The sequence below is a fragment of the Fibrella forsythiae genome, from assembly GCF_017353175.1.
Taxonomy (GTDB): domain Bacteria; phylum Bacteroidota; class Bacteroidia; order Cytophagales; family Spirosomataceae; genus Fibrella; species Fibrella forsythiae.
Map to the genome: position 1 here is coordinate 20,511 of NZ_JAFMYW010000004.1, position 23,899 is coordinate 44,409.

The window sequence follows — 23,899 nt, forward strand, 5'->3', positions numbered from 1 at the left end:
GTTTTGAACCTACTTTCGCTCCTTATTTTCATTCCCCTCGTTGGGGCCTTAGTGGTCGCGTTGGTGCCGGGCGAACGCCCTGCCCTCTTTCGCGGAATTGCCCTGGCTGTTACGGTAATTGAGGTCCTGCTAAGTGCCCTGGCTTATTGGCAATACGTACCTGGCAACCCCGATTATCAGTTACTCGAACAGGCCGACTGGATTACCCTGCCCCTGGGTAGCCTGGGCGTTGCCTCGATCGATTACCTGGTTGGCGTTGACGGTATCAGCCTGCCGCTCGTTATACTGTCGGCGGTGGTGATGCTGGTGGGGGTCGTCTCTTCCTGGACCATAACGCAGCGCACCAAAGCGTATTTTTCGCTCTACCTGCTGCTGACCGGAACCATCATGGGTTGCTTCCTGGCACTCGATTTTTTTCTGTTCTTCCTCTTTTTCGAATTCATGCTCCTGCCCATGTATTTCCTCATCGGGCTGTGGGGCGGGCCCCGGCGGGAATATGCTTCCATTAAGTTTTTCCTCTACACGCTCGCTGGCTCGGTACTGATTTTACTGGTCATGATCAGCCTGTACCTGTCGGTGATGGACCCCGTCAGCACGGCCATCAATGCCGGCCTGATTGAACTGGCCGGTGATTTCACGGCCGATGTCCGGCAATTGCTTCAGGCACAACTGGCAAACGGTCAGCTCAACCCCTCGCTCATCGTGCACACGTTCGACTGGCGGTATATGGCCGATGGCGGTAACTACCTGCCGGGTTCATTCCTGAGTGGCGCGGGCGAAGTCCTGATTGGCGGTATGCCCAGCCGGATGCTGGCGTTCTGGGCCGTTTTCCTCGGCTTTGCTATCAAGTTGCCCATTGTACCGTTCCACACCTGGCTGCCCGATGCTCACGTAGAAGCCCCCACGCCGGTATCGGTAGTGCTGGCAGGTGTGCTGTTGAAAATTGGGGGGTACGGCTTCATCCGGGTGGCCTGGGGCCTATTCCCCGACGCTGGAGCCGAATATGCCACGACGCTGGCCGGGCTGGGTACGTTGACCATTGTTTACGGTGGCCTGAACGCCCTGGCGCAGTATGATTTAAAGAAAATGATCGCCTATTCGTCGGTCTCGCACATGGGTTTCGTGCTGCTCGGTGTAGCGTCGATCACCGCCGAAGGCATCAATGGGGCCGTGTACCAGATGGTGAGCCACGGTATTTTGTCGGCCATGCTCTTCCTGCTGACGGGCGTACTCTATGACCGCACCCACGACCGCCGCATCGACTCGTACCGGGGCCTGATGACACCCATGCCGCAGTATGCCACGCTCACGGCCATTGCCTTTTTCGCTTCACTGGGGCTCCCCGGTTTCCCGGGCTTCATTGGTGAACTGTTTACGCTGATGGGCAGCTACCAGTCGGTGTATCTCCCCGGCTGGATCACGGCCGTATCGACCCTTGGCATCATTCTGGCCGCCGCCTATTTCCTCTGGACCCTGCAACGGATGTTTTTCGGAACAACCTGGGTACGTTCGCAGAGCACGCTGGCCAACCAGACAGACGTTGAGCCGCTCGCCGACCTGACGGCCCGCGAACGGCTCATGCTGATTCCACTGGCATTAATAGCGCTGAGTATTGGGCTGTTTCCTAACCTGATCTTCGACCTGACAAACTCGACGGTAGCGCGTTGGTTGCTGGCGTTTGCCGTGGAGTGACGGTATCAAATCCCTTTCGAGTTGGTACGTCTCAAAAAAGGCGTTAAGGCAACGAGGATGAAACTGCCAATGGACAGCAATTCGCGTTTCTGAAAATTGGCAATCACGATTGGGTGAATCAACTTGATTTTCCTGATTTGATCGCTGGAAAGGTGGTCAAAATGCAGCGTTTGAATGTACTGGTTGATTGGCACCTGGTGCTGAATGGTGAAATACAGATCATAAAAGAAAAGAGCGAGAGCTGAAACCAGCAGCCATAAAATCGGCTTTCTCCACTGCCCAATAAACAGCCCAATCGTCAGGACGTAAGAGGCCATGATAAACGGGCCGAAAATTCGCATACGCGCCCCCATAAATCTATCCGTAATCTGCCAGGATTCGGCCCATCGCACCGATGGCATAAGGTCGCCCGCCGGATTGATAATGCCAAAAATTGACGGGTTCAGCATACCTGAGAAATGGATTCCCGCATACAGTCCGGTAACAATAAGCAGCAGGAGCAGAAACACCGTTCGGGCGCTGGTCATGACGTTGCTTTTCGCTGTTGGTTCATCAATAACCGAAACAAGTTGAATTGGGTCTTCCATAGATTAAAGGGGTTTCGTTGTTGGTAGTTTGCTGCTAACTTCCTGTGCCCTTTGCCAGGCTGCTAACCCAAGCAACAGCCACGGAAAGCCCCAGATACCTATCAATTCCGCCGGTCTTGCCCCTGAAATGAATAGTATGGGAAACATGAAAACAAATGGAAAACTACCCACGATGAGGGGCGCGTAGCGTTTCCAGCCCGTCCAGATGCTGGCTCTCAAACTGGCAATGCCAACCAGCAACATGCCAATTCCGTTCAGGAAAGCACCCATTGGCGCAAAAGGCAACGGCAGCCATTGACCCAGTACATAAGCGACTGCGCCAGCCATCGGTATGAATAACAGGGACCGCTTTTTACCCAAACCAGTGGGTTCGCCGATTTTCCAGAGCGAAAAGGCGCCCACGAACATACTCGCCTTGGAAATAAGGCCTATCCAGCCCCCCTGTTCTGTTGGAATAAAGGGATCGTCGGCCAGGAAAATGAAAGGGGCCAGCAAACGGCCTTGCGCTTTGGTTTCGACTGCACCCAAAAACCAAAACTGAAAACCGAAAGCCAAAAGACCTGTTCCAGCCAATACATAAGCGAATGACGCCCGGCGGAGATACTTGCTCGTCTGTTCCATAGTTGTACGATTGATGGGCAAAACTGGGCAAGGAGCGCCTGAAGAACATAGTAAAAAAACGACAACTTCAGCAAGGGTTCAGCGCGACAGCGAGCGGGAGAAGAAATGCCGATGCGCCAACTCTTCGTTGAATAACTGGCTGGGGTTGGTCCCCGCAAACTGCTGAAAGTCTTTAATCAGGTGATTGGGGTCGTAGTAATGGCAGTCATAGGCAATGTCGATCCAGGAGCGGTTCGGGTCCAGTTCACGGAGTTTGTAGGCATTCCGGAAGCGGGCAATTCGGGTGAATAGTTTGGGGCTGACGCCCAGCCGCTCGCGAAATTTACGCTCAAACTGGCGTGTGCTCAAACAGGCATCGTGGGCTAACTGGTCGAGCTGGTGATAAACCGATGGCTGGAGCATTTGCCGGGCAACAAGGTCGATCGGTAATTCTGCCTGTCGACATTGAGCCGCTTGTCGTAACAGGAACGCTTCAACAAGCCGGATCATGGCCGCGTAGTTGGTTGCGTCGGGCAAACGTTCATATACTTCCTGCACTGCTTTGCCCGTAACTGCTTCCAGATCGGCGTGTCCATCGACAAGCAGGTTCATAGGAACACCAAGCAAACGAAACAACCCTCCCGGCTGAAAACTGACTTTTAGCATCAGATAGTTTGGGTTGATCGTAATGTTCATCCGGGTAAGCGGCTGACCTACGATAATACCCGGTGCTGCATTTTCGGGAGTTGCATTACCTGTTTTCGTGCTACTGGGCAGATCGAACGGATAAAAATACAGGCACTGTTCGGTAGTGGGCGGATAGGGTTTTACAGGTAACTGGTTTTTCGGGATTTTCGGATCAAGCTGGACATGGATGATCCAGTAATGACGCACGAACGACTGTAGAGCAACGTGGGGGGCGTATTCGCGAAAGAAAACCATACGTGCTTTGGGAAAGACACTGGCCTCTGGTGATGAGAGTCGCCATACCAGAGGCCAGTCAGTACAGGGCAAACAGGACTTGAAGGCCCTTGGTTTTAGCTTACTTCGTCGTGGATGAGGCCTTTCAGACCAGCAGCCATTTCCGGGCTGACCGTTACGCCATGAACTTGCTGAGCGTGTTCGGCAGCCTGTGCCAGCACCTCCTCGTCAGTATTGGCTCGTACAACGGCCTCACAATCAAATCCGGCATCTTTGCAGTGTAATGTCTTCATGACGCATCAATGTTTTAGTAGTAGCTATTAATCAGTAAGTTATCTGATTTCAACATACTTGCTTTCAACTTTTGATTGACTGGTACCTGCCCTGACAAATTCCCTGAACCAGCATACAATCTATCAGCGCAGGCCGGAACGGGCCTGTCAAGTAGAAATCACAGGACGCGTTCCTTATAGGCGCGTTATCAAGTCATATCAACCTGAAATCTGCCCGATTTTACGCCTTTTTTTAGCTCTATGAAACGCACAATTCCCTTTCTATTTTTATTAATGGCAGGTAGCCTGACCAGCCACGCCCAGTCGTTTGGTAAACTTGTTAAGAAAATGCCGGGCATGGTATCGTACACCCTCCGCGACAGTTTCGGGAAGGATGTTCCCGGCACGCTGGATAAAGTGAAAGCCTGGGGCATTACTGACATTGAGTTTTCGGGCCTGTTCGGGAAAACCGCTCCCGAGCTCAGAGCCCTGCTCGATCAGCGCGGACTAACGTGCAGCAGTTATGGTGTGAGCTACGATGCCATTGCCAACAAACCGGATTCAATTCTGCGAAATGCGAAAGCACTGGGCGCCAAGTACGTTCGGATCGGGTCCATCCCACACCGAACCGACGCAACGCTCGAGATGATGCAGAAAGCGGCAGAAGTCTTCAATCGGTTCGGAAAACAGGCTCATGAGCAGGGCATTATGTTCTGTTACCATAATCACGGTTTCGAGTTTGTGCCCTATGAAAATGGCACCCTGTTCGACTACCTCGTCACGAATACCGACCCCAGGTACGTTGGCTACGAAATGGACGTTACCTGGACGTATTTGCCCGGCCAGGACCCGGCTGCTCTGCTTACAAAATACCCCAAGCGGTTCCGGCTTATTCACCTCAAAGATGTTGAGAAAGGTGTGCCCAAGAGTGCCAAAGGTAGCATGGCCAATGAGCAATCGGTAGTGCTGGGAACCGGCCAGATCGACTGGCCTGCCGTGCTTAAAGCCGTGAATAAATCGTCGATAGCTCATCTGTATATTGAAGATGAGAGCAAAGCCGCCGAGCAGCAGGTGCCGCAGAGTTTAACGTACCTGAAAAGCTTATAACCGATGGCGTTCATAGAAAAAGCCCGGCATCGTCTGCTTCAGATGATTCCGGGCTTTTTCTATGTCGTCAACGTGTCGAAGAGCAGTTCCATGTGCACATTGGCGCGGGCGTAGGGGCTGTCGCGAAGCGGGATATGCACGAAGCCGATGCTTTCGTAGAGTTTTACGGCTACGTCGGCTTTCTTGTTCGACTCAAGCCACAGCCGTTTCGCCTCCATCTTCCGGGCATAGTCAACGGCGGCCTGGCATAGTAGCCGACCAATACCCAGGCCACGGGCTTCTTTCTTCATGCCCATCTTGGCCAGTTCAAATTCATCGGGGCCGGTGCGAATGATAGCAACCGTACCTACGATAGCATCGCCATGTTGAGCCAGCAATACCTCGCCGCCATTGGGCAGAATATGGATTTCAGGATGATCGAGCTGCTCCAGATCGTGTGGCTCAACTGTGAACATGTCGCTGATCCACTCGACGTTAATCTGTTTGAACGCAGCCTGATGCTGGGGTGAAAACGGTACAATCGTAACAGAGTCCATAGGGGTGTGAAGTTTTCCCGGTGAGGTAAGCACGCAAGTAGGAAATTTCTCTATACATACGCAATCGGCGCGCCTGCGAATTACCAGACTTCGCTTTACTCACCGGGCCACCCAGACCAGCCTATAAGACAGGCACGCCCGTTATGGTAGCCAGTACTGGTCTGGAAACGAACTTATTACGCAGCCCGGTTCCGGCGTACAACCGCACAAAAAGGGCCAAAATTGGTTCAATCAAATACTATTTTGCATTATACCAATCGAACAAAACATTATTTGTATAAACTGTTTGAAATAAGAATTATAGTTTGAAAATTTGATCATACCCAATACTATTTCATACAATGTATTGAGATACCATACCAGTTCTACTTCTACAACCTAACAAACTAAATCAATGAGTTTATCACGCCGCAACTGGCTCAAGGCCAGCAGCCTGTTTACCGCCAGCCTCGGTTTAAATCGCTGGAATACAGCGCAGGCAGCAGTTCCCCAGGCCCCTGCATTGACTACCAACGCCTTCACGAAAGAGCATATGGTCATGCCGCCAGGCACCGCCAAACTACGGGCTCGGTTACTGGCGAACGAAAACCCGCTGGGCATTGCACCCAGCGCAAAAAAGGCAATCATTGACTCGGCCAGTTCAGGCAACCGCTACGCCTGGTCGGAGTTTGGCCCGTTGAAGAAACTGATTGCTGATAAGGAAGGCGTTAAACCCGAGCACATTCTGATGTCGCCCGGCTCGTCGGATATGCTGCTGGCAGCGGCGGAACACTTCGCTAAAGGCGGAGGTACCATCCTGACCTGCCGACCTACGTATGAAGACTTGCTGAAAAAGTCGACGCTCTTTGGCGCTACGGTGAAATCGCTACCGCTCACCAAAGAGTACAAGTTTGATCTGCCCGCTATTCAGGCCGCCATCACGCCCGACGTGAAACTGGTGTATATCGTGAACCCGAATAACCCGACCGGCACTATCCTGTCGCCGGCTGAACTGGAAACGTTCTGCCGCGCCGTGGCTCCAAAAGTGCCCGTCTTCATCGACGAAGCCTACATCGATTTCCTGACCCCAGCCGACCGGCCTATGCTTGGGAAACTGGTTGCCGAGGGCTTAAATATCATCCAGGCCCGCACATTCTCAAAGATTCACGGTTTTGCCGGTCTGCGCCTTGGTTACGCCATCGCGCAACCTGCCATGCTGGAATCGATGCACCAGTACATCGGCGCTGAGCATGACGTGAGCATCACCACGCTGATGGCCGGTACCGCTAGTTATCAGGACATGGCCTGGCAGGACCATTGCCGCGCCGAAAACGCCAAAGCCCGTGACTTCACGGTGAAAGCGCTGACCGACATGGGCTATGAAGTTATTCCGTCGTACGCCAACTTCATGCTGTTCCCGATCCGGATGAAGAGCAAAGCCTTCAGCGAGCAAATGTTCGCGCAGGGCATCGGCATCCAAACCCGCGACATCGACGGCCAACCATTCTGCCGCGTGAGTATCGGCACGATGGAAGAAATGGGCATGTTCGTCGATAGCTTCAAGAAAGTAGTGGGCTGATTACTCCAGGTACGTTACTTCCCAAATAGCCGCTCCCAGTTCACACTGAGAGCGGCTATTTTTTTGCTCCTTCCTTTCCAGCAGTAGCCAGTTATCGCTATTACCACCGCTTACTCAATTCAGTTGGACTAGCTGACCTAATAAAGTATGATTACATGATAGATTGGTAAGTCATTTTTGTAATTGTTTCAACCAGATTAATCCTCATCAATAGAGCAATAGTCTGCCGATAAATAGTAGCTAAGTATTTTTTTATCCAAAACAGCTACATGTATTCGGAACAGGAAGACATGTTTGACTTAAATCAGTGCCAGTAATTTGTTCCCATCCACTCTCTTAAATTAACACAATCATGAAAAAGTACGCAGGAAAAATTAGTCTTATCCTCATTTTTTGTTTCCTGTTAGGTTGCAATAAAGAGACAGATAATTCTTCGCCACAGCCAACTAGTTCAACTACTACATTAGTCATCAATGGGCATAATCAGACAAATCAGGCACGAATTATTCTGGTTAGTTTATCTACTGACGTAAATGGATCAACCAAAAAATCCAGTTTAACAGGGCGTTGCATTAAGTTCAGCCAGAGTTACGGAACTGAACTTGACAATACGATAAACTCTATCTTTTTTGAAATAGATCAGAAAGGAAATGAGTTGAGCGACAAAGATATTGTTGCCTTTTTCGAGGAGAAACTGAAGCTCACAAACGGCTACGCAACAAGTAGTGCTATACCGCAACAACAGTTGTTGAGTATGTTAAAAGTAGGGCAGATAGACCTGGCGCTACAAAAGCTAAAATCAGACAGCTTTTTTGACGACGTTTTATTGGGTTTATTTTCGACCCCAGCTTATGCGCAAACTACTAATCCAGATAAAATAATTCTTGATATTGTTAAAGGTGCAGTAAACCAGGTCAAAGGCTGCTTTGGAGGTACCAGTGCAAAATGTGTAAAATCAATCAAGGATCTGGCCAAGGCTACCGGTAAATTATGGGATTATATCGCTGATGAAGTAGGAAAAGCGATGAATCCTGACGACAATAAAAGCGCCGGAGATGTATACGATGATCTTCAGAACTCGCCTACATCGAATACAGGAGGCAATTCGCAGAACGTATCACCGTCACCGACCGGTGGGTCGTATGGAGAGCCCCATTTAACTACTATGGATGGTTTTTATTATGATTTTCAGGGATATGGAGAGTTTATAGCCGTGAAGTCAACTACAGACGCCTTTGAAATCCAGGCGCGCCAACAGGAAATTGAGCCGTATCGAAATGGAAAAGTGACAATGAATACGGCTTTAGCTATAAATACGGGTAGTGATATTATCTGTTTGTTTCCTAACGAAGTTTATATCAACAAACAAAAATTCACGTTCACTCTAAACGGCCAGCGTGAATTCGCGCTCAAGCAGGGAAGTGCAACACTGTCTAATAATTTCTTCACTGTTCAATCGGCTGCCAATGACATTATCCGAGTTAATATACAAAATCTTGGACAGGGCTTTCTTGACTACCGGGTAACATTGAATGAAACCAGAAAGGGAAAAGTTAAGGGGTTATTGGGCAATTTTGATGGTAATACTGCAAATGATGTACAAACCCAGGATGGAAAAATTGTTAACCCATTCATATTCGCCGACATGTATCCAGCTTTTGCCAATAGCTGGAGAATAAGTGATACCAATTCATACTTCGAATATCCGACCGGTAAAAAAACAGCCGATTATTCGAAAACAGATTACCCTAAACTGAATGCAGACATTGATGCAACTTTACGAACCTGGGCAGAAAATGTATGTCGTGTCAATGGCATTACAGACGAGCCTTATTTTTCGTCCTGTGTCATGGATGTCGCTCTATCTGGCTCCGATCGGTATTTCATCAGTGCGTTGGGTGCAGAAGAGAGCAAATTACGGTTAACCAGTTTTGAGATCAACAAATTCACTTCATTCGAGGAATTAAATCTGACGCCACACGGAGGTAGTCCGACAATTGAGAATGGGCTACTTTACATAACAAAACCACAGGGAGCCGCCGCCGTATACCAGAAATATAAAATCGATATAACGACTGGTTTTGAAGTCAATATTGACTTTGCCTTTACAGAACCAGGCGGTATAGTAGACGCCAAAGGAGAGCTTGGTGCTGATGGTATTGCGTTCATCATCCAGGATTACAACAGCAGGCTGGTACCACCGTCTTCTGGCCAGGGGCTAGGCTACAACGGGTTGCCTCGCAGCCTGGCAATTGAATTTGACACGTATACAAATGCTGGCCAGGATTCGCCCGATGCAGACATCTGGCTAAATACGCAGGGTGTCAATCCTAATTCTGTAGCTGATGCCACTACCCTGATAAAACCTCAAACCCGGCCAATTGCCAACCTGGTAGATGGGAAAGTCCATAAGGCTGTTATACGGTACGTAAAGAAAACATCAACTACCTACAAGCTCGACGTGTTTGTAGATGGAGAGACAAACCCCTATTTGACGGCCGATAACATTAATATTCAAAACATAATTGGCGCTTATTCTTCGGGTGTGTATCTGGGCATATCAGCCGCAACGGCAGGGGGTTACCAAAATCATGTGATTCACCGGTGGGCCTATAAACCGCTGTAGTCGGGTGATGGCTGGGTACGTTATGCGCCAACTAAACAGGCGTCTGGTAACGTACCCGGCTACTTCCCAGCCGCTGCCGTTAACGGCGCGTAAAACCGCCAGGTGGGTTTGTAATCGCGGGTGAGTTTCTGGTTGGTCAGGATAGCGCGGACCATATCGACGGGCATGGCGTTTTCCTGCATGATGGTATCGTGGAACTGCTTGTAGGTCATCTTTCCACTGTCGACCAGCTCTTTTTTCAGGGCGTAGAACTGGAAACCACCCGTCATGTAGGCCAGTTGATAGAGCGGTTCGTAGCCACCTACAAACGACCGACGTACCTCGCCCTCGGCGTTGGCCCGCTCGTGCCCGACGCGGTCGACCAGGAAGTCGATGCATTGCTGGGGCTTCCACTTGCCGAGGTGGTAGTTGAGCGAGAAAATGATGCGGGCGCAGCGGTGCATCCGCCAGAACAGCATCCCGATCTTGTCTTCCGGCGACTGCGGGAAGTTCATATCCCACAGGATCATCTCCCAGTAGAGCGACCAGCCTTCGATCCAGAAGGGCGTGCGGAAGCGGCGGTACGTTTTGTAGCGGTTGTTCATGAACCCCTGCAAATGGTGCCCGGCAATGAGTTCGTGGTGCACCGTTGCCCGCGAGAAATGCGGATTGTTGCCCCGCATGCTCATCAGCTTGTCTTCCTGCGACATGCCCGACGTGGGGTACGAAATCAGAATGGTTTCGCCACCCAGAAAGAACGGGCTCATCTTCTGCCGCTCGGCCGACATCATGGTCATGCGCCAGGTTTCTTCGGCAATGGGTGGAATGGTGATCAGGTCTTTCGCTTTCAGGAATGCCACCGACTCGTTGTAGAGGCGGAGAATCAGTTCGGGCTGCTTGCCCACGGGCACCGTGCTGTTCTTCACTTTCTCCTGCGCCGCTTTCCAGTTATCGCCGAAACCCATCTCGCGCGAGGCTTTCAGCAATTCACGGTCGCACCAGGCAAACTCACGATTGGCAATATCGATCAGTTCTTCGGGCGTGTAGGCGATCATCTCGAACTGAAGCTGCCGCACCAGTTCATCGCGCCCGACGGCCGTGCCCGCAATGCCGCTTTCGTCTACGGCGGGCTGGGCGGCTTTCGCTTTTTTGCCGAAAAAGGCGGCGTACTCAGTCAGTTGGGCGTCCAGTTTGCGGTAGGGTTCGGGCACCCACCAGGTGAAGAGTGGGTCGTAGTCGTTATAGAACTCGAACACGCTTTTCAGGGCCGATTTCAGCCCGTTGGCCGTGTCTTCGGCCCGCTGCGCCAGCACCGGATCAACTTTCTCGGTTGCCTGGATGGTCTTCAACGCCTGCGCCACCTCGCGACTAAGCCGCGAAAAGTCGGTGGCCACCACCTCGCCGTTCATCGACGCCCCCCGCCGCCTGACTTTTTCGAGCGCGTAGATGGGCTCGGCGAAGGGGAACCATGCTTGCGTTTTAGCGACCTCGGCTGCTTCAGTCTGCAACTCCCGCAGGTCGACCTCCAGGCTCCGCCGAAACAGCAGGTAATCGACCTGACTATCGACCGGCAGCCGATCGAAATCCAGTTTCTGAAGCTGCTGGAGCGTTTCGGTGGTGTGGCGTTGCAGCCGTTCGCGCCGTTCGGGCGAGTTGGCAATGACGTAAAACCGGTTCAGGCTCCCCCGGTCGGCGTTGTACTGCGTCATCAGATGATGCACCTCGCTGGTTTGCCGGTACAACTCATTAATCGGCGCAGGCTGGGCGTAGACGCAAAAGCTAGCCGACAAAGTCAGCAGACAAACAAGCAGTATTCTGTAAACAGTAGACATAGGAATGTATAAGTGATCAATGAAGTATATGGGCCGTAAATTCAACTGCAAATACAACGCTTGGTAGCCATACGGTTCTCTGCTGCAACATACTGCCTTTACAGCAACAATTCATATTTGCCTAAACTGAATAGTAATTCGGCAGCTTGTTGATAGTACTAGGTACGTTTGATAGATAAAGTAACAATAAACGCCTAACCTACGAGCGAGTAAGGAGCTTTACATAAGTAGCTGGCCTAATTTTTGTACTTTTAGCGACAAATCACTCGCCTAAATTGTTAATCCTTTATGCCAGAGCAGCCTATAGATATATTTAATCTGCAAATTGGTGGAGAGGTTGGCAAATACAATTCTCTACCTGTTGAGTACCTTATTGAAATTGCCAAAAATCTCCAAAACTTCTTGCAAACACTGGCTAAAGTCAATGTCTCAAATAGTTCAACCTTAGACCTCAATAATTTTAAGTTAGAATTAACTGGCTTTCAAAAAGGTAGCGCAGTACCGCAATTTGTTTTTACTCCTCGTCGACGTCTTACACTAGATGCTGATATTGACAATCAACGATTATTAGTCAGACAAAAGTTTGATGAAATTGTTGAAGCTTCTAGCAAAGGCGACTTTACTAAGGTTAGAGAACTTTATCCAGACGCATATCGTCGAAATGAAGTTGTCGAAGGGTTGTACAGCTTCGTTAACAGCTTCGGTAACTCACCAGTAAGTGTCGTTGATTTAAATAATAAGAAGGGTAAAGATAATATCACCACGCTTTACCGAATTCGGCCTTTTGCGAAAGAAGTTCGTGACCGTTTAATTACGACGGTTATTGAAAGCAGAGCCTTAGAAACAGTCGAAGAAATTAGTTTGCGAAGGGTAGTTACGACTTACCGTGGTGGGGCAAAAATTAAAACAAAAACTGTAGAAGAATACTCGGATAAGCAAGCGGCTCTATCACTTGCTCCAGATCAGATTATATCATCTACGCATACTTATAGATTAATTAGCCCTCTTCGTTGTCTACTTGAAAAAGAAGAAGACTATTTCGTACTAACGTGTGAACTACTCGATTTGGTCGGCACAGGATTATCAGTCGAAGAGGCACAAGAGAGTTTTGCAGAAGAGTTTGAGTTTATATACAATCGTTACAATGAACTTCCTAACAAGGAATTGACTCAGCGGCTTCAATCTATCAAAATAATATTAAACGCCTTGATTAAACAGGTTGATGCCCATGCCCACGCTTGATGCAAAACAAACTTATAGAAATTTGAAGAAGAAGGGATTTGAAGACGCTCTTAGTCGAAGTGATGACCATAAATATTTGGAGTTCCGCCATAAGGGAAAGGTAGTTCTATATACGAAGATCAGTCACGGGGAAAAGGAGTTAAGCGATTTTCTCATAGGGCAAATGAAAAGACAATGTAAATTGGACAAAACTGATTTTATGGATTTGGCTAACTGTCCATTGTCTTTGGATGAATACACAATCAAACTTCGAGAGCAGGGATTATTAGACGCTAATGATTAATACTCCACCTATGTATGCGGTCATAGGCAAGTTCGTGTATAGCGTACCTAGTATAATCAAGCAGTTATCTTCTCACTATCAGTATTTTGGACATTGGCCACTTGATCCGATTTTTTGGCTGAGAGGTAATATAATTCTTAGGATTAGCCTTTAAAGTTTTTGCATGTACTTATAAAATTTGACCTAAAAGTGCCAAACCGCAAAACTAGGACGCGAGAGCATATTATAGCAGATATTAGTGAAAATCACTTCGAAAGATTTGCTTTATTAAAAGGCTTTTCTACTGAAAGTACTGCTAGTGATTACGGTTATGATATTATAATGTCAACCTATGACAAAAATGGAGAAATTGAGAACGGTTTCATCTTAGTTCAATTGAAAGCTACAGATAGCATCAACTTAATAAACAACCAAACAGCAATTTCATTTCCAGTTGATAAACGAGACTTGACTTTGTGGCTTAAAGAATTCTATCCAGTTATCTTAGTTGTTTATGACGCTCAAAATAAGAAAGGATATTGGCTTTATGTTCAAGCTTATTTTAATTCTATTAAAAATTTCACTTTGCTCAATATTGGAAAAACGTATAATGTTAATATACCAGTGAGCAATAAAATTAAAAACAGCACAATGGACAAGTTCAAAAAATTTAAGGAGAAGCTTTATAACCAAGTAAAAAACGTTATCCATAGCATTTAATGAGAATAAAAATCACATACAAAAATCTAATCAAAAAGCTTCATAAGATTAATTATGTTGAAGCTAAAATGGTTGGTTCACATTTGATTTTATTTAATGATACATTTAATTCGAATATTGTGCTGCCTATCTCGAACCAAAAAGATATTGTAGCAGATTATTTCCTAAAGACTATTAGAAAAAATATAACTGAAAAAGGCATATTAACAGAGGAGCAATTCTATAATTTAATGACCTCCAAAGACTGATTGGGGTGGTTAAATTGTACTACCTCTTTTCAACGTAAGCCTTTCTGGCAAGTGGCGTAAGCAGCTTAATAAGGTGTATAGATAAAGGCTTAGGTAAGTTTTCAGAAGCCTATGCCCTTAGTTTTTGCATGAATTGAACATTTCAAGAACGTATCTACTTCCCTGTCCCAACCGCTCCTGTACCTAATGCAGTAGCTAACTAGGCGGGCGGGTCGGTGTTGAGGAGGTGTTTGACGAAGAAGTCGCGGCGTTTGCGTTCGCCGAAATCCCCGCCAGACGTGTGGCTAGTATCTAGGTACGTTCACACAATTGATTGGCGATAGTCAACTGCGGTGTAGGTACGTTTGTGTTCGACCCAAACACCATGAAGCCAGTTGCCTTACCATCGACGACTATTCCTCATCCTGCTATGTCGTACTCGCAGGCGGTGACTGTGGGCAACCTGGTGTTTGTGGCCGGGCAGGCGGGCGTTGATTTTGAAACCGGTTTTATATCGCCTGATTTCGAGACGCAGGCAAGGCAGGCGTTTGCGAACCTGTCAGCCGTACTGACCGCCGCTGATTCGGGATTGGACCGGGTTGTTAAAACAACCGTTTGGCTGGTCGATGCCGCCAATTTTGACTGCCTCAACAGGTTATACGCCGAATACTTTCCCACCAATCCACCCGCCCGGTCAACGCCGGTTGTGGATCTGCCCAGGAAGGAGTTTCAGCTCTCCATCGAGGCGATTGCTACGGTAGCGCGTACACAAAGCTACTGACGAGGCCGGAAGCCTATTCACCACCAGTATCGCTATCTGGCGCAGGCTGGTCAGGTACGTCTGCATCGGACCCTTCCGGGATACACCCGCTTCGTAATTGGCAAAAGCTGACAGCCCCAGCACGGCAGCACCTGCACCGACGGCCACTGATGTAGCGGCCTTACTGTCCGAAAAATGGAGCAACCAGGGAGACGCCAGAAACAAGGCTCCCGTGGTGTAATCAAGCAGGCCGTGCACTTTTATTGGAATAAGCGCCACACCGTTGGCTACGTTTCGAGTGATTGCCGGGTGGCCAACAGATCGTTTTTGCCCTTAACCTGCCCGCCTCCTGTTTACACCGGAAAAAGAAGCAGAGAATTAAGCAACGAGGTGCCAGTCAGTCATACTTGCAATTGCCAAATTGTTTACATTAGTATGCATAATAGTAACTGCTTATTCTTCCAACAGGGTTAGCCCTTCCAACCACCTATTCCTTTATACCTATGCGTAACCTTTTCTCTGATAAGCCCTTGTCGGACGTAAGCACCGACGATCTTAAAAAACAGGGCCAGCTTCTGCAAGCGATTACCTACGTGGCGGCCTTCTTCATCGTGGCCAACATCGGGTACGCCATTTTCCGCCTGGTTTCACACAAAGTCGATTCGGTAAGCGAGCTGGCAGGCGGCAACCTCTTCTCGATGGGTGGCTTTGGCGCTTCCTTACTTATATGCTCGTATTTATTGAAAAAGATCAAGGCCGAGATCATCATGCGAGAAGCCAATAAGTAGCGACTACTCCCGCGTCGCGCGAACCCAGGCAGTTTTTCGCCCGGCGTATTAGTTGGGGCGAATTTCGGTCGACGTTATACCTTGCTTATCAGTAACGTACCATACCCGCTGGTTCAACCCTTTCCTGGCTTAAACACAACTATGTTTTCAACTAAGGACTACACGACAATGACGCTTGATGAATTAGCGTCAGAAGAAAAAAAATTAAACTCACAGAAGATTCCATTGGCGCTATTGGCTGGTCTTTTCGTTGGCTTTGCTGTTTGGTCGGCTACACACAAAGGGGGTTTTGCCGGTACTGTGGCTTTGCTATTTCTCCCTTATTTAATCGGCTCCACCTATACAAAAAAACAGAAAGCGATCCAGGACGAACTAAGCCGTAGAGATACCGATAGTAAGTAACGTCGCTGTACATACATTTTCCACATAACTCACATTCAGTCAGATGGCAAGCACAAAATTCAATGAGATGAGTACTGAAAAATTACTCGAACAACAAAAACTCAGCAAAATTGCAATAGGTGCCCTTATTGGCAGCCTTACAGCACTGCTTGTTATGGTTATTCTCTTAACAATCAAGAAAGGATTCGGTACTGTAAGTATGTCGTTGGGCATCATTCCTTTCGCCATGATACCTATAGTCGTTATGAACTGGAGTAATATGAAAGAGATACAAAAGGAGCTTAATTCCAGAGAGAGCAGTGGATTAAAACTCTAGCTTTTTTTGCACTCTAATCCCTTTCATAAATGAATAATCGTTTCATTATTCAAGACTTCTCGGAGTTCAGTTTAGATGAGCTCAAAAAGCAGGAACACTCACAAAAAATGGGTGTACGGGTGGTAAGCAGCCTTCTGATCCTTTTGTTGATCGTAACAATCGTTTTCTGGATCAGGCAGGATTTTTCGTTTACCAATTCAGGGCCCTTTAATCCGGTGCTTTACTGCGGCCCTGGGCTAGTGTCATTGGGTAGCGTAGCTATCGGAATGGCTAAAACATTGACGATCGTTAGGGCTGAAATCAGCGCCAGATCGTAACGGGGCTTTCTGCTAAAAATTGCTTCGCGCGTCGTGCCCTTCGACTAGGCGTCCCCGACAGGCTCAGGGTGACAAGACACATCCAGCAGGTGAATGATGGCCTTGAGTGGGAGTGTCACCCTGAGCCTGTCGGGGACGCCTAGTCGAAGGGCACGACGCGCGAAGCAATCTTTAGGAGAAAACCATCCCAACCCGTCGAAGGGCCTCGCGTCAGCAATAGAATGATAGCTGACCTTACTTCCCCATACCAACCGCACCTGTACCTGACGTAGTTGCTGTCCAGGCGGGTGGGTCGGTGTTGAGGAGATGCTTGACGAAGAAGTCGCGGCGTTTGCGTTCGCCGAAGTCCCCGCCAGACGTGTGGCTTAGACCCGGTAGTACCACCAGATCGAAGTTTTTGTTGGCCTTGATCAGTGCGTCGGCTACCTGCATGGTCGAGGCGGGATCAACGTTATCGTCTACTTCGCCTACCATCAGCAGCAGGTTACCCTGTAGTTTGTGGGCATTCACCACGTTGGAACACTCGGCGTACTGCGGTCCAACAGGGTACCCCATCCACTGCTCGTTCCACCAGATTTTGTCCATGCGGTTATCGTGGCACCCGCACGACGACACGGCCACTTTGTAGAACTCGGGGTGGAACAGCAAGGCCCCCGCCGCGCTTTGTCCGCCCGCCGAGGTGCCGTAAATACCCACCCGGCTCAGGTCCATAAACGGGTATTTCTTCGCCGCCGCCTGCATCCAGAGAATCCGGTCAGGGAAGCCCGCGTCTTTGAGGTTTTTCCAGCACACATCCTGAAACGCCTTCGACCGGTTCGACGTACCCATACCGTCGAGCTGCACCACAATGAAGCCAAGTTCGGCCAGCTCGTGCATCGACCGGTTGGTGGCCATGAACGATTTGGGCGTAAATGAGCCGTGCGGCCCGGCGTAGATGTTTTCGATGACCGGGTACGTCTTCGTCGGGTCAAAATTCGTGGGGCGCACAATGATGCCCCAGATGTCGGTTTTGCCGTCGCGGGCTTTGGCGGTGAACACGTCGGGCGTTTGCCAGCCCGCTTTCTGCCATTCCGAGATGTCGGCCTTTTCCAGATTCACCAGCACCGATCCGTCGGTTGCACTACGCAGCACCGTCACCGGCGGCATATCCACCCGCGAATACGAATCGACGAAGGTTTTGAAGTCGGGCGCAAAGGTGGCCACGTGGTTGGCGTCTTCGGTGGTCAGGGCCGTCAGGTTCGTGCCGTCGAGGTTCACCCGGTAATACTGCGTGAAATACGGGTCCTGTCCTGGCGTTTTGCCGCTGGCCGCAAAGAGGATAGTCCGGCTTGCGGTGTCGACGGTCACCACGTTGCGCACCACCCATTCGCCTTTGGTGAGCTGCTTTTTCACCTTCCCCGTCGCGCCATCGATCAGGTACAGGTGATTCCAGCCATCGCGTTCCGAGGCCCAGACCATCTCTTTCCCGTCGGCCAGATCGAAGCGGTAGCGTTTGCCGCTGTAGTCGATAAAGGTGTTGCTGCGTTCCTCCACCAGCGGCCGAACGGCCCCGGTGGCAGCGCTGACCTCGAGCACGCGGTACACCTGATGCCCGCGCTGGTTGTATTCGAACGTGAACGCGCGGCTGTCTTTACGCCACTCCAGCCGCGACAGGCTGAACTGCTGGTTGAACAGGGCATCGTCGACCGGAATCTGTTTACCCTCGTCGACCAGAAACAACTGCGGCCGTCGAACGGGCAAGGCATCGCCCGGTTTCAAATATTCCCGGTTTTCCAGCTTCGGCTGTAGTTGATCGTCGGGCGACGAGCGGACGAAGTAGATCAGGTGCTTCACGTTGGGCCTGATCTTGTTGGTGGCGATCTTTTTCGAGTCGGGCGACCATTGAATGGTGCTGGCGTAGTAGTCGCCTTCCGAACCGTCGAAGCTCAGTTGGCGTTCCTGCTTCGTCTTTTCCGACCGAACGTAAAGGTTGTAGTTTTTGATGTAGGCCGTCTGGCTACTGTCGGGCGAAGGAACGGCCCGGTCGCTGAGTTCGCTGCTGTTGGCGCCCCAGTACCGCCGGTCGGTGGGTTCGGCGCGGAACGGTCCTTTCTTACTGAACGCCATCGCACCCGGCCCATATTGCCAGGTGAAGCCTTCGGCCACGAATTCCACCGCCTCATCGTCTTTGCCGAAGTTCAGCGTAGTAAACGGCAGGTTGAACGGCTCAATCTTCTTTCCCGTGGCCGCTGCCAGTTTCTGGGCCAGTTGCTCCTGATCGAACGCCAGTTGCCGCGTTTTCTGCTTCGGGTCGACGACCACAAACTCTTTGCCCCGCGCCGTCTGAATGACGTACCAGCAGCGACTTCCGTTCTTGGTCCAGTTGATCTGTTGGGGGGCGTTGTAGACCTTATCTTTCAGCTTCGTTTTCAGCGCTTCAGCCCGTTGGTAGTCGGCCAGCTTACCCTGCGCCAACACGTTGCCGGAAATAGTCAGTAGTACGCTAATCAGCAGCAGAAAGCCCTGTTTTGTCGATTGCATGATGGTAGACGATTGGTGTGCGAATATAGCATGAACGGGGTATCATGCATTAGGGAATTGCTTTCGCGCTATTGCGTATTGCTTTCGCGTGATGCTTCTCGCTGTAGCGCGAAAGCAACCTTTAGTCAAATCCTTTTACACACGTATCACCTTTCTTGGTAGATTGACGGTCAATAGGACGATTATTCTCTTCACTATGCACCACACCGTATTAGCGATCATGGGCCTTGGCGGTCAGGAATTGCTCCTAATCTTTATCGCTTTCCTGCTTATGCCCCTACTGCCCATCGTGCCGCTTTGGGTAATCTTCAAAAAATCGGGCCAGAATCCGTGGTTGAGCCTACTGGCGTTCATTCCAGGCGCGGGTGTGTTGATTGCCCTCTTCGTGGTGGCTTTCTCAAACTGGCAGACGGACCGGGTTACCGATTGACTGCGTATAGCCAGACAACGTACCTAACCTGCTATGAGCTCGTATAAAGAAACACAACGGATGAACTACCGGTGGCTTCTACTGCTGCTGGTTATTTCTTTGGGGGGTGGCACATGGGTGCTTGTCGAGCAAATTGGTTTTGGGCATCCCATCGGCGATAAACCCGCTACCAATACAGAGTTGTTGTTCATAGCCTTGTTTCCCGCTTCAATTGTAATTTTTGTGCTGGCCTTTTCCCTAACCACTGACGTAACCGCGGAGGGAATTCGGCTACGGTATTTCCCTATATGGAGCACGTCGGTTAAGTGGCATGAGGTCAAATATGTTCAGATTATCAACTATGGTTTTGTTGGCTACGGCGTTCGGTTTACCGCCGAGTATGGAACCGTCTACAATGCGAAAGGAAACGTTGGTCTTCTCGTGCAGAAGACAGATGGAAGTCGGTTATTGATTGGTACTCAAAGGCCTGAGGAGTTGCTGGCCGCCGTGAATCAACACCTGAACGTGCCGGCTTAAGAGCCATGCGCCGTTGCGACGCCATAGACTAGCTTCTTAATGATGAGTTGCTGAAGCATCACGCGTCAGCAACTTTCTTTCATTAGCAACGTACCTGAATTCTCCTTCCACCAGCGCAATCGATTACCGAAATCGGTGCATAGCTTTGGGCTTTTTACGCCGGGGCAATGACGCTGGACTATCAATTGCTATGAAAATATATCTATGGCTGGTATTACTGGTCGTTGTTGGTTGCTCCCCATCCCGGCGGATCAGCCGCGATTTACAGACGAATATCCTTTATACCGATCATTTTACAGGCGTAGTGCTCTACGATCCTGACGGGCAAAAGACGCTGATTGCGCACAATGCCGACAAACCCTTTACGCCAGCCTCGAACACGAAACTATTCAGTTTTTATGCGGGCCTGCTCACGCTGCACGACTCGCTACCGGCTTTCAGGTACGTTATCAGAAAAGGCGTCGATCAGGCCGATTCGTTGATCTTCTGGGGTACGGGCAATCCGCTGGCGCTGCACCCCGATCTGCCCGACACCACGCTGCTGGCTTTTCTGCGTAAGCGGCCGGAACAACTCTTTTTCTCCCCGGCAAACTACAGCGGTCCCCGATTTGGTGCGGGCTGGGCCTGGGATGATTATAACGACGACTATTCACCCGAATTAGCCTCGCTGCCTCTGTTCGGCAATGTAGCTCGGTTCACTACGGCACCATCGTATGCACTAACCCCCCGCCGGTTCGCCGATAGCGTTCGGGTGGCGGGCATAGGAAGTAACGTTCGCCGGAACGAGTTCACTAACCAGTTTACACGACCTGCCACCGGGAAGGCCATCCGTCAGGACGTGCCGTTTCGCTGGTCGCCAATCCTCGCCGCTCAATTGCTGGCCGATACGCTTCACCGGTCGGTTGGGGTGGTGCAGATGCCCGTTCCCGCCGACGCCAGACTGGTGCGCGGCTACCCGACCGATTCGCTCTACAAGCGGATGCTGCACGTAAGCGACAATCAGTTTGCCGAGCAGGTGCTGTTCATGGCCTCGGCCGAACGAAGCCCGACCCAGCTTGCCCCGTTGGTGGAATTGCGCCGCGTGGCCGATAGCCTGCACATTCCGGCCAACAGCGCCCGATGGGTTGACGGGTCGGGACTGTCGCGCTACAATGCGTTCACACCCAACGTATTGATCGGACTGCTTAAGAAGATCAAAGCACTTGTGCCGCAGGAACGTCTCTTTACGCTGTTGCCCGCCGCTGGCCAGTCAGGTACGTTGCGTTCGATCAGGTCGGGCAACAAACCGTATGTATTTGCCAAGTCAGGGTCAATGACGGGCGTTTACAATCTGAGCGGTTATTTACTGACTCAGCGCGGCAAACTACTGTATTTCAGTATCATGCACAATAACTTCACGCAGCCGGTGGGCGAGATGCGCCGCCGGACGGGCGATTTGTTAATGAGTATTCACGGGCAATTCTGAGCGTCAACAGATAGGTTACCTGAGTAAGTATGATAAAAGTATAATCTGATAAAGTTGCGTCTTTGTTGAATCAGACGTACCTAGTCGAAGGGCTTACAGCGCTAAGCAACTCATAGCGCGCCAACGACCAACAATGTGAAGCAGCATTACCTACCCACCACACACCTTATGCGTGCCCTCTCTTTTGCCGTTCTCGCCGTTCTCCTTGCTGGCACGCTGAATGCACAGGCCGTCAAAACCGCTTCGGCACGGCCACCGCTCGCTCCGCTCAGGTATGTTGAGTTGCCGCTCGGTGCCATTAAACCGCAGGGCTGGCTACGTACCCAGCTCGAGGTCATGCGCGACGGAACAACCGGACATCTGGACGAATATTACTGGAAACTAAAGAATGACAACGGCTGGCTCGGTGGCAAAGGCGACGGCTGGGAAGAAACGCCCTACTGGCTCGACGGGGCTGTTCCACTGGCGCACCTGATCGACGATAAACCACTGACAGACAAGGTACAACGTTACATCGACTGGTCGATCAGCTCGCAACGAAAGTCAGGTTATTTTGGGCCAGTTACAAAGACCGAACGCGACGGAAAACCCATGACTGCCTGCGATCAGGGCGAAGACTGGTGGCCACGGATGGTGATGCTGAAAGTGATGCAGCAGCACTACCAGGCGACCGGCGACAAACGCGTTATTCCGTTCATGACAAAGTACCTGCGCTACCAGTACGACAACCTGAAAACCTGCCCGCTCGGTAAATGGTCGGAGTGGTCGACGGCACGGGGGGGCGATAATCTGATGTCAGTGTATTGGCTTTATAATCAGACCGGCGAGACTTTTCTGCTCGAACTGGGCAAGCTCATCAGCCAGCAAACCACCCCCTGGACGCAGTATTTTGGCGGACGCAACTGGGTGATGCAGGCAGCGGCGCAGCAAAACGGCACCGCCTGGATGGACCGCCACGCCGTGAACGTGGGCATGGGCCTGAAACTGCCCGCCGTTCAGTATCTGGGAAATCGTGACCCAAAACTCCTGCAAACGCTGAAGACGGGATGGAATGACCTGATGCTCCTGCACGGCCTGCCCCACGGCATGTTCTCGGGCGATGAAGACCTGCATGGCAACGATCCTACGCAGGGCATTGAGCTATGCGCCATCGTGGAAACCATGTTCTCGCTCGAACAGGCCATCAGCATCACCGGTGACCCGGCCTATATGGATGCGCTGGAGCGAATGACCTTCAACGCCATGCCCACCCAAACCACCGACGATTACAACAACCGGCAGTATTTCCAGGTGGCCAATCAGGTGGAAGTGAGCCGGGGCGTGTTCGATTTCTCGCTGCCGTTCGACCGGGGTATGAACAACGTGTTCGGGCCGTATGCGGGTTATACCTGCTGCACAGTGAACATGCACCAGGGCTGGACCAAATTCAGCACCCACCTCTGGTACAGCACCGGAACAGGACTGGCCGCCCTGACCTACGCTCCCAATACACTGACCACCAAACTGCCGGGCGGCTCAACCGTAACCATCCGTGAAGAAACGGGTTACCCCTTCACCGACCAGATCCAGTTCACCATCGACGTACCCAGGGCCGTGGCGTTCCCGCTCGACCTGCGCATTCCGGGCTGGTGTAAGCTGGCTAGCCTGCTGCTCAATGGAAAACCGTTACGAACCGACAAAGGTGGTCAGATCATAACGCTCCAACGTACCTGGCAACCCGGCGACATACTGACCCTGCAATTGCCCATGACCGTGACCACCAGCAACTGGGCCAAAAACTCACGGTCGGTTGAGCGCGGGCCACTGGTGTATGCGCTGCATGTACCGGCCGCTACCTCAACACACGAACTGAAAGAAGAAGGTACGTATGTTGAGCTGAAACCGAAAGGCGACTGGAATTTCGGTCTGCCACAATCGCTCGTAAAAGATCCGGTGGCCAACACAACAGTTACGCTGAAAAACCCGGCAGGCTTTGTCTGGAACGCCGGGAACGCCCCTGTGGTGATTACTACCAGAGGCCGCAAAATTCCGGGCTGGAAGGCAACCAACGGCGTGGCACATCAACCTGTTTCGGCCCGCGATGGGTTCTACAAAGGCGAGGTTTCAGATAAAGAAGAGACCCTCACACTAATTCCATATGGTTGCTCTAAACTCCGTATAGTGGCCTTTCCTGTAGTACGTTAAATAAAGTTGTTGGCACAATCGGGTGTTAAAGCCGTTTTAA

Annotated in this window: 24 protein-coding genes; 16 read left to right on the forward strand and 8 right to left on the reverse strand. The window is 50.6% G+C overall.

The window, feature by feature from the left end:
- Positions 1-3: 3 nt before the first annotated feature.
- Entirely contained in the window at positions 4-1,692 is a 1,689-nt protein-coding gene (locus J2I46_RS14255) for a complex I subunit 4 family protein (protein ID WP_207329720.1), read from the forward strand.
- A gap of 5 nt (positions 1,693-1,697) precedes the next feature.
- Here J2I46_RS14255 and J2I46_RS14260 read toward each other — a convergent pair whose 3' ends face one another.
- From J2I46_RS14260 to J2I46_RS14275, 4 genes are all read right to left on the reverse strand, one after another.
- On the reverse strand, positions 1,698-2,279 hold the full coding sequence (locus J2I46_RS14260) for a hypothetical protein (RefSeq protein WP_207329721.1): 582 nt from the start codon (positions 2,277-2,279) through the stop codon (positions 1,698-1,700).
- A gap of 3 nt (positions 2,280-2,282) precedes the next feature.
- Entirely contained in the window at positions 2,283-2,900 is a 618-nt protein-coding gene (locus tag J2I46_RS14265; protein WP_207329722.1) for a hypothetical protein, read from the reverse strand.
- A 78-nt stretch (positions 2,901-2,978) separates the two neighbouring features.
- A complete protein-coding gene (locus tag J2I46_RS14270; RefSeq protein WP_207329723.1) occupies positions 2,979-3,821 on the reverse strand; it encodes a helix-turn-helix domain-containing protein in 843 nt (280 codons plus the stop codon).
- A 95-nt stretch (positions 3,822-3,916) separates the two neighbouring features.
- Positions 3,917-4,093, reverse strand: coding sequence for a DUF1059 domain-containing protein (locus tag J2I46_RS14275; RefSeq protein WP_207329724.1), 177 nt, complete (start codon positions 4,091-4,093; stop codon positions 3,917-3,919).
- Positions 4,094-4,333: 240 nt separating this feature from the next.
- Between J2I46_RS14275 and J2I46_RS14280 the strand changes: the two genes are divergently transcribed.
- Positions 4,334-5,179, forward strand: a complete 846-nt coding sequence (locus tag J2I46_RS14280; protein ID WP_207329725.1) for a sugar phosphate isomerase/epimerase family protein — start codon at positions 4,334-4,336, stop codon at positions 5,177-5,179.
- 59 nt (positions 5,180-5,238) lie between these two features.
- Here J2I46_RS14280 and J2I46_RS14285 read toward each other — a convergent pair whose 3' ends face one another.
- Entirely contained in the window at positions 5,239-5,715 is a 477-nt protein-coding gene (locus tag J2I46_RS14285; protein WP_207329726.1) for a GNAT family N-acetyltransferase, read from the reverse strand.
- A gap of 394 nt (positions 5,716-6,109) precedes the next feature.
- On the opposite strand from J2I46_RS14285, the gene J2I46_RS14290 reads away from it, so the two are divergent.
- A complete protein-coding gene (locus tag J2I46_RS14290) occupies positions 6,110-7,273 on the forward strand; it encodes a pyridoxal phosphate-dependent aminotransferase (RefSeq protein WP_207329727.1) in 1,164 nt (387 codons plus the stop codon).
- 352 nt (positions 7,274-7,625) lie between these two features.
- The gene (locus J2I46_RS14295; protein ID WP_207329728.1) at positions 7,626-9,899 is read left to right on the forward strand and encodes a VWD domain-containing protein; all 2,274 of its coding nucleotides are present in this window, start codon (positions 7,626-7,628) and stop codon (positions 9,897-9,899) included.
- 59 nt (positions 9,900-9,958) lie between these two features.
- Here J2I46_RS14295 and J2I46_RS14300 read toward each other — a convergent pair whose 3' ends face one another.
- A complete protein-coding gene (locus J2I46_RS14300; protein ID WP_207329729.1) occupies positions 9,959-11,710 on the reverse strand; it encodes a DUF885 family protein in 1,752 nt (583 codons plus the stop codon).
- Between the two features lie 288 nt (positions 11,711-11,998).
- On the opposite strand from J2I46_RS14300, the gene J2I46_RS14305 reads away from it, so the two are divergent.
- The 4 genes from J2I46_RS14305 to J2I46_RS14320 all read left to right on the forward strand — a co-directional run bounded on the left by J2I46_RS14305 (position 11,999) and on the right by J2I46_RS14320 (position 14,942).
- Entirely contained in the window at positions 11,999-12,952 is a 954-nt protein-coding gene (locus J2I46_RS14305) for a hypothetical protein (protein ID WP_207329730.1), read from the forward strand.
- Positions 12,939-13,235 carry a hypothetical protein gene (locus tag J2I46_RS14310; protein ID WP_207329731.1) on the forward strand — a complete coding sequence of 99 codons (297 nt, stop codon included), beginning with the start codon at positions 12,939-12,941 and terminating at the stop codon, positions 13,233-13,235. Before J2I46_RS14305 ends, J2I46_RS14310 begins: the two co-directional genes overlap by 14 nt.
- Before the next feature lie 189 nt (positions 13,236-13,424).
- On the forward strand, positions 13,425-13,934 hold the full coding sequence (locus J2I46_RS14315) for a DUF4365 domain-containing protein (protein ID WP_207329732.1): 510 nt from the start codon (positions 13,425-13,427) through the stop codon (positions 13,932-13,934).
- A gap of 612 nt (positions 13,935-14,546) precedes the next feature.
- Positions 14,547-14,942 (forward strand): RidA family protein, encoded by a 396-nt coding sequence (locus J2I46_RS14320; protein ID WP_207329733.1) that lies wholly within the window; start codon positions 14,547-14,549, stop codon positions 14,940-14,942.
- Here J2I46_RS14320 and J2I46_RS33190 read toward each other — a convergent pair.
- Complete coding sequence (locus J2I46_RS33190; RefSeq protein WP_207329734.1) at positions 14,856-15,200, reverse strand: SPW repeat protein; 345 nt, start codon at positions 15,198-15,200, stop codon at positions 14,856-14,858. The genes J2I46_RS14320 and J2I46_RS33190 overlap by 87 nt on opposite strands.
- A gap of 224 nt (positions 15,201-15,424) precedes the next feature.
- On the opposite strand from J2I46_RS33190, the gene J2I46_RS14330 reads away from it, so the two are divergent.
- The 4 genes from J2I46_RS14330 to J2I46_RS14345 all read left to right on the forward strand — a co-directional run bounded on the left by J2I46_RS14330 (position 15,425) and on the right by J2I46_RS14345 (position 16,744).
- Positions 15,425-15,709 (forward strand): hypothetical protein, encoded by a 285-nt coding sequence (locus J2I46_RS14330; protein WP_207329735.1) that lies wholly within the window; start codon positions 15,425-15,427, stop codon positions 15,707-15,709.
- A 168-nt stretch (positions 15,710-15,877) separates the two neighbouring features.
- Positions 15,878-16,111, forward strand: a complete 234-nt coding sequence (locus tag J2I46_RS14335) for an FUSC family protein (RefSeq protein ID WP_229379765.1) — start codon at positions 15,878-15,880, stop codon at positions 16,109-16,111.
- 43 nt (positions 16,112-16,154) lie between these two features.
- A complete protein-coding gene (locus J2I46_RS14340) occupies positions 16,155-16,427 on the forward strand; it encodes a redox-active disulfide protein 2 (protein WP_207329737.1) in 273 nt (90 codons plus the stop codon).
- 29 nt (positions 16,428-16,456) lie between these two features.
- On the forward strand, positions 16,457-16,744 hold the full coding sequence (locus J2I46_RS14345; protein WP_207329738.1) for a hypothetical protein: 288 nt from the start codon (positions 16,457-16,459) through the stop codon (positions 16,742-16,744).
- Positions 16,745-16,978: 234 nt separating this feature from the next.
- Here the strand turns inward: J2I46_RS14345 and J2I46_RS14350 are convergent, their stop codons facing one another.
- A complete protein-coding gene (locus J2I46_RS14350; protein ID WP_207329739.1) occupies positions 16,979-19,264 on the reverse strand; it encodes a S9 family peptidase in 2,286 nt (761 codons plus the stop codon).
- Between the two features lie 196 nt (positions 19,265-19,460).
- Between J2I46_RS14350 and J2I46_RS14355 the strand changes: the two genes are divergently transcribed.
- The 4 genes from J2I46_RS14355 (at position 19,461) to J2I46_RS14370 (ending at position 23,859) form a co-directional block, all read left to right on the forward strand.
- On the forward strand, positions 19,461-19,694 hold the full coding sequence (locus tag J2I46_RS14355; protein WP_207329740.1) for a hypothetical protein: 234 nt from the start codon (positions 19,461-19,463) through the stop codon (positions 19,692-19,694).
- Positions 19,695-19,727: 33 nt separating this feature from the next.
- The gene (locus J2I46_RS14360; RefSeq protein ID WP_207329741.1) at positions 19,728-20,210 is read left to right on the forward strand and encodes a hypothetical protein; all 483 of its coding nucleotides are present in this window, start codon (positions 19,728-19,730) and stop codon (positions 20,208-20,210) included.
- Between the two features lie 190 nt (positions 20,211-20,400).
- Positions 20,401-21,675, forward strand: a complete 1,275-nt coding sequence (locus J2I46_RS14365; RefSeq protein WP_207329742.1) for a D-alanyl-D-alanine carboxypeptidase/D-alanyl-D-alanine-endopeptidase — start codon at positions 20,401-20,403, stop codon at positions 21,673-21,675.
- Positions 21,676-21,843: 168 nt separating this feature from the next.
- Positions 21,844-23,859, forward strand: coding sequence for a beta-L-arabinofuranosidase domain-containing protein (locus tag J2I46_RS14370; protein ID WP_207329743.1), 2,016 nt, complete (start codon positions 21,844-21,846; stop codon positions 23,857-23,859).
- Positions 23,860-23,899 lie beyond the last annotated feature (40 nt).

Excerpts from the sequence above, each read along its gene's own strand:
- J2I46_RS14295 (WP_207329728.1), top strand. The coding sequence starts at position 7,626 with ATGAAAAAGTACGCAGGAAAAATTAGTCTTATCCTCATTTTTTGTTTC.
- J2I46_RS14290 (WP_207329727.1), top strand. The coding sequence starts at position 6,110 with ATGAGTTTATCACGCCGCAACTGGCTCAAGGCCAGCAGCCTGTTTACC.
- J2I46_RS14305 (WP_207329730.1), top strand. The coding sequence starts at position 11,999 with ATGCCAGAGCAGCCTATAGATATATTTAATCTGCAAATTGGTGGAGAG.
- J2I46_RS14335 (WP_229379765.1), top strand. The coding sequence starts at position 15,878 with ATGACGCTTGATGAATTAGCGTCAGAAGAAAAAAAATTAAACTCACAG.
- J2I46_RS14270 (WP_207329723.1), bottom strand. The coding sequence starts at position 3,821 with ATGGTTTTCTTTCGCGAATACGCCCCCCACGTTGCTCTACAGTCGTTC.
- J2I46_RS14340 (WP_207329737.1), top strand. The coding sequence starts at position 16,155 with ATGGCAAGCACAAAATTCAATGAGATGAGTACTGAAAAATTACTCGAA.
- J2I46_RS14260 (WP_207329721.1), bottom strand. The coding sequence starts at position 2,279 with ATGGAAGACCCAATTCAACTTGTTTCGGTTATTGATGAACCAACAGCG.
- J2I46_RS14300 (WP_207329729.1), bottom strand. The coding sequence starts at position 11,710 with ATGTCTACTGTTTACAGAATACTGCTTGTTTGTCTGCTGACTTTGTCG.
- J2I46_RS14365 (WP_207329742.1), top strand. The coding sequence starts at position 20,401 with ATGAAAATATATCTATGGCTGGTATTACTGGTCGTTGTTGGTTGCTCC.
- J2I46_RS14355 (WP_207329740.1), top strand. The coding sequence starts at position 19,461 with ATGCACCACACCGTATTAGCGATCATGGGCCTTGGCGGTCAGGAATTG.
- J2I46_RS14310 (WP_207329731.1), top strand. The coding sequence starts at position 12,939 with ATGCCCACGCTTGATGCAAAACAAACTTATAGAAATTTGAAGAAGAAG.
- J2I46_RS14320 (WP_207329733.1), top strand. The coding sequence starts at position 14,547 with ATGAAGCCAGTTGCCTTACCATCGACGACTATTCCTCATCCTGCTATG.
- J2I46_RS14330 (WP_207329735.1), top strand. The coding sequence starts at position 15,425 with ATGCGTAACCTTTTCTCTGATAAGCCCTTGTCGGACGTAAGCACCGAC.
- J2I46_RS14275 (WP_207329724.1), bottom strand. The coding sequence starts at position 4,093 with ATGAAGACATTACACTGCAAAGATGCCGGATTTGATTGTGAGGCCGTT.
- J2I46_RS14265 (WP_207329722.1), bottom strand. The coding sequence starts at position 2,900 with ATGGAACAGACGAGCAAGTATCTCCGCCGGGCGTCATTCGCTTATGTA.
- J2I46_RS14280 (WP_207329725.1), top strand. The coding sequence starts at position 4,334 with ATGAAACGCACAATTCCCTTTCTATTTTTATTAATGGCAGGTAGCCTG.
- J2I46_RS14345 (WP_207329738.1), top strand. The coding sequence starts at position 16,457 with ATGAATAATCGTTTCATTATTCAAGACTTCTCGGAGTTCAGTTTAGAT.
- J2I46_RS14350 (WP_207329739.1), bottom strand. The coding sequence starts at position 19,264 with ATGCAATCGACAAAACAGGGCTTTCTGCTGCTGATTAGCGTACTACTG.
- J2I46_RS14360 (WP_207329741.1), top strand. The coding sequence starts at position 19,728 with ATGAGCTCGTATAAAGAAACACAACGGATGAACTACCGGTGGCTTCTA.
- J2I46_RS14285 (WP_207329726.1), bottom strand. The coding sequence starts at position 5,715 with ATGGACTCTGTTACGATTGTACCGTTTTCACCCCAGCATCAGGCTGCG.
- J2I46_RS14370 (WP_207329743.1), top strand. The coding sequence starts at position 21,844 with ATGCGTGCCCTCTCTTTTGCCGTTCTCGCCGTTCTCCTTGCTGGCACG.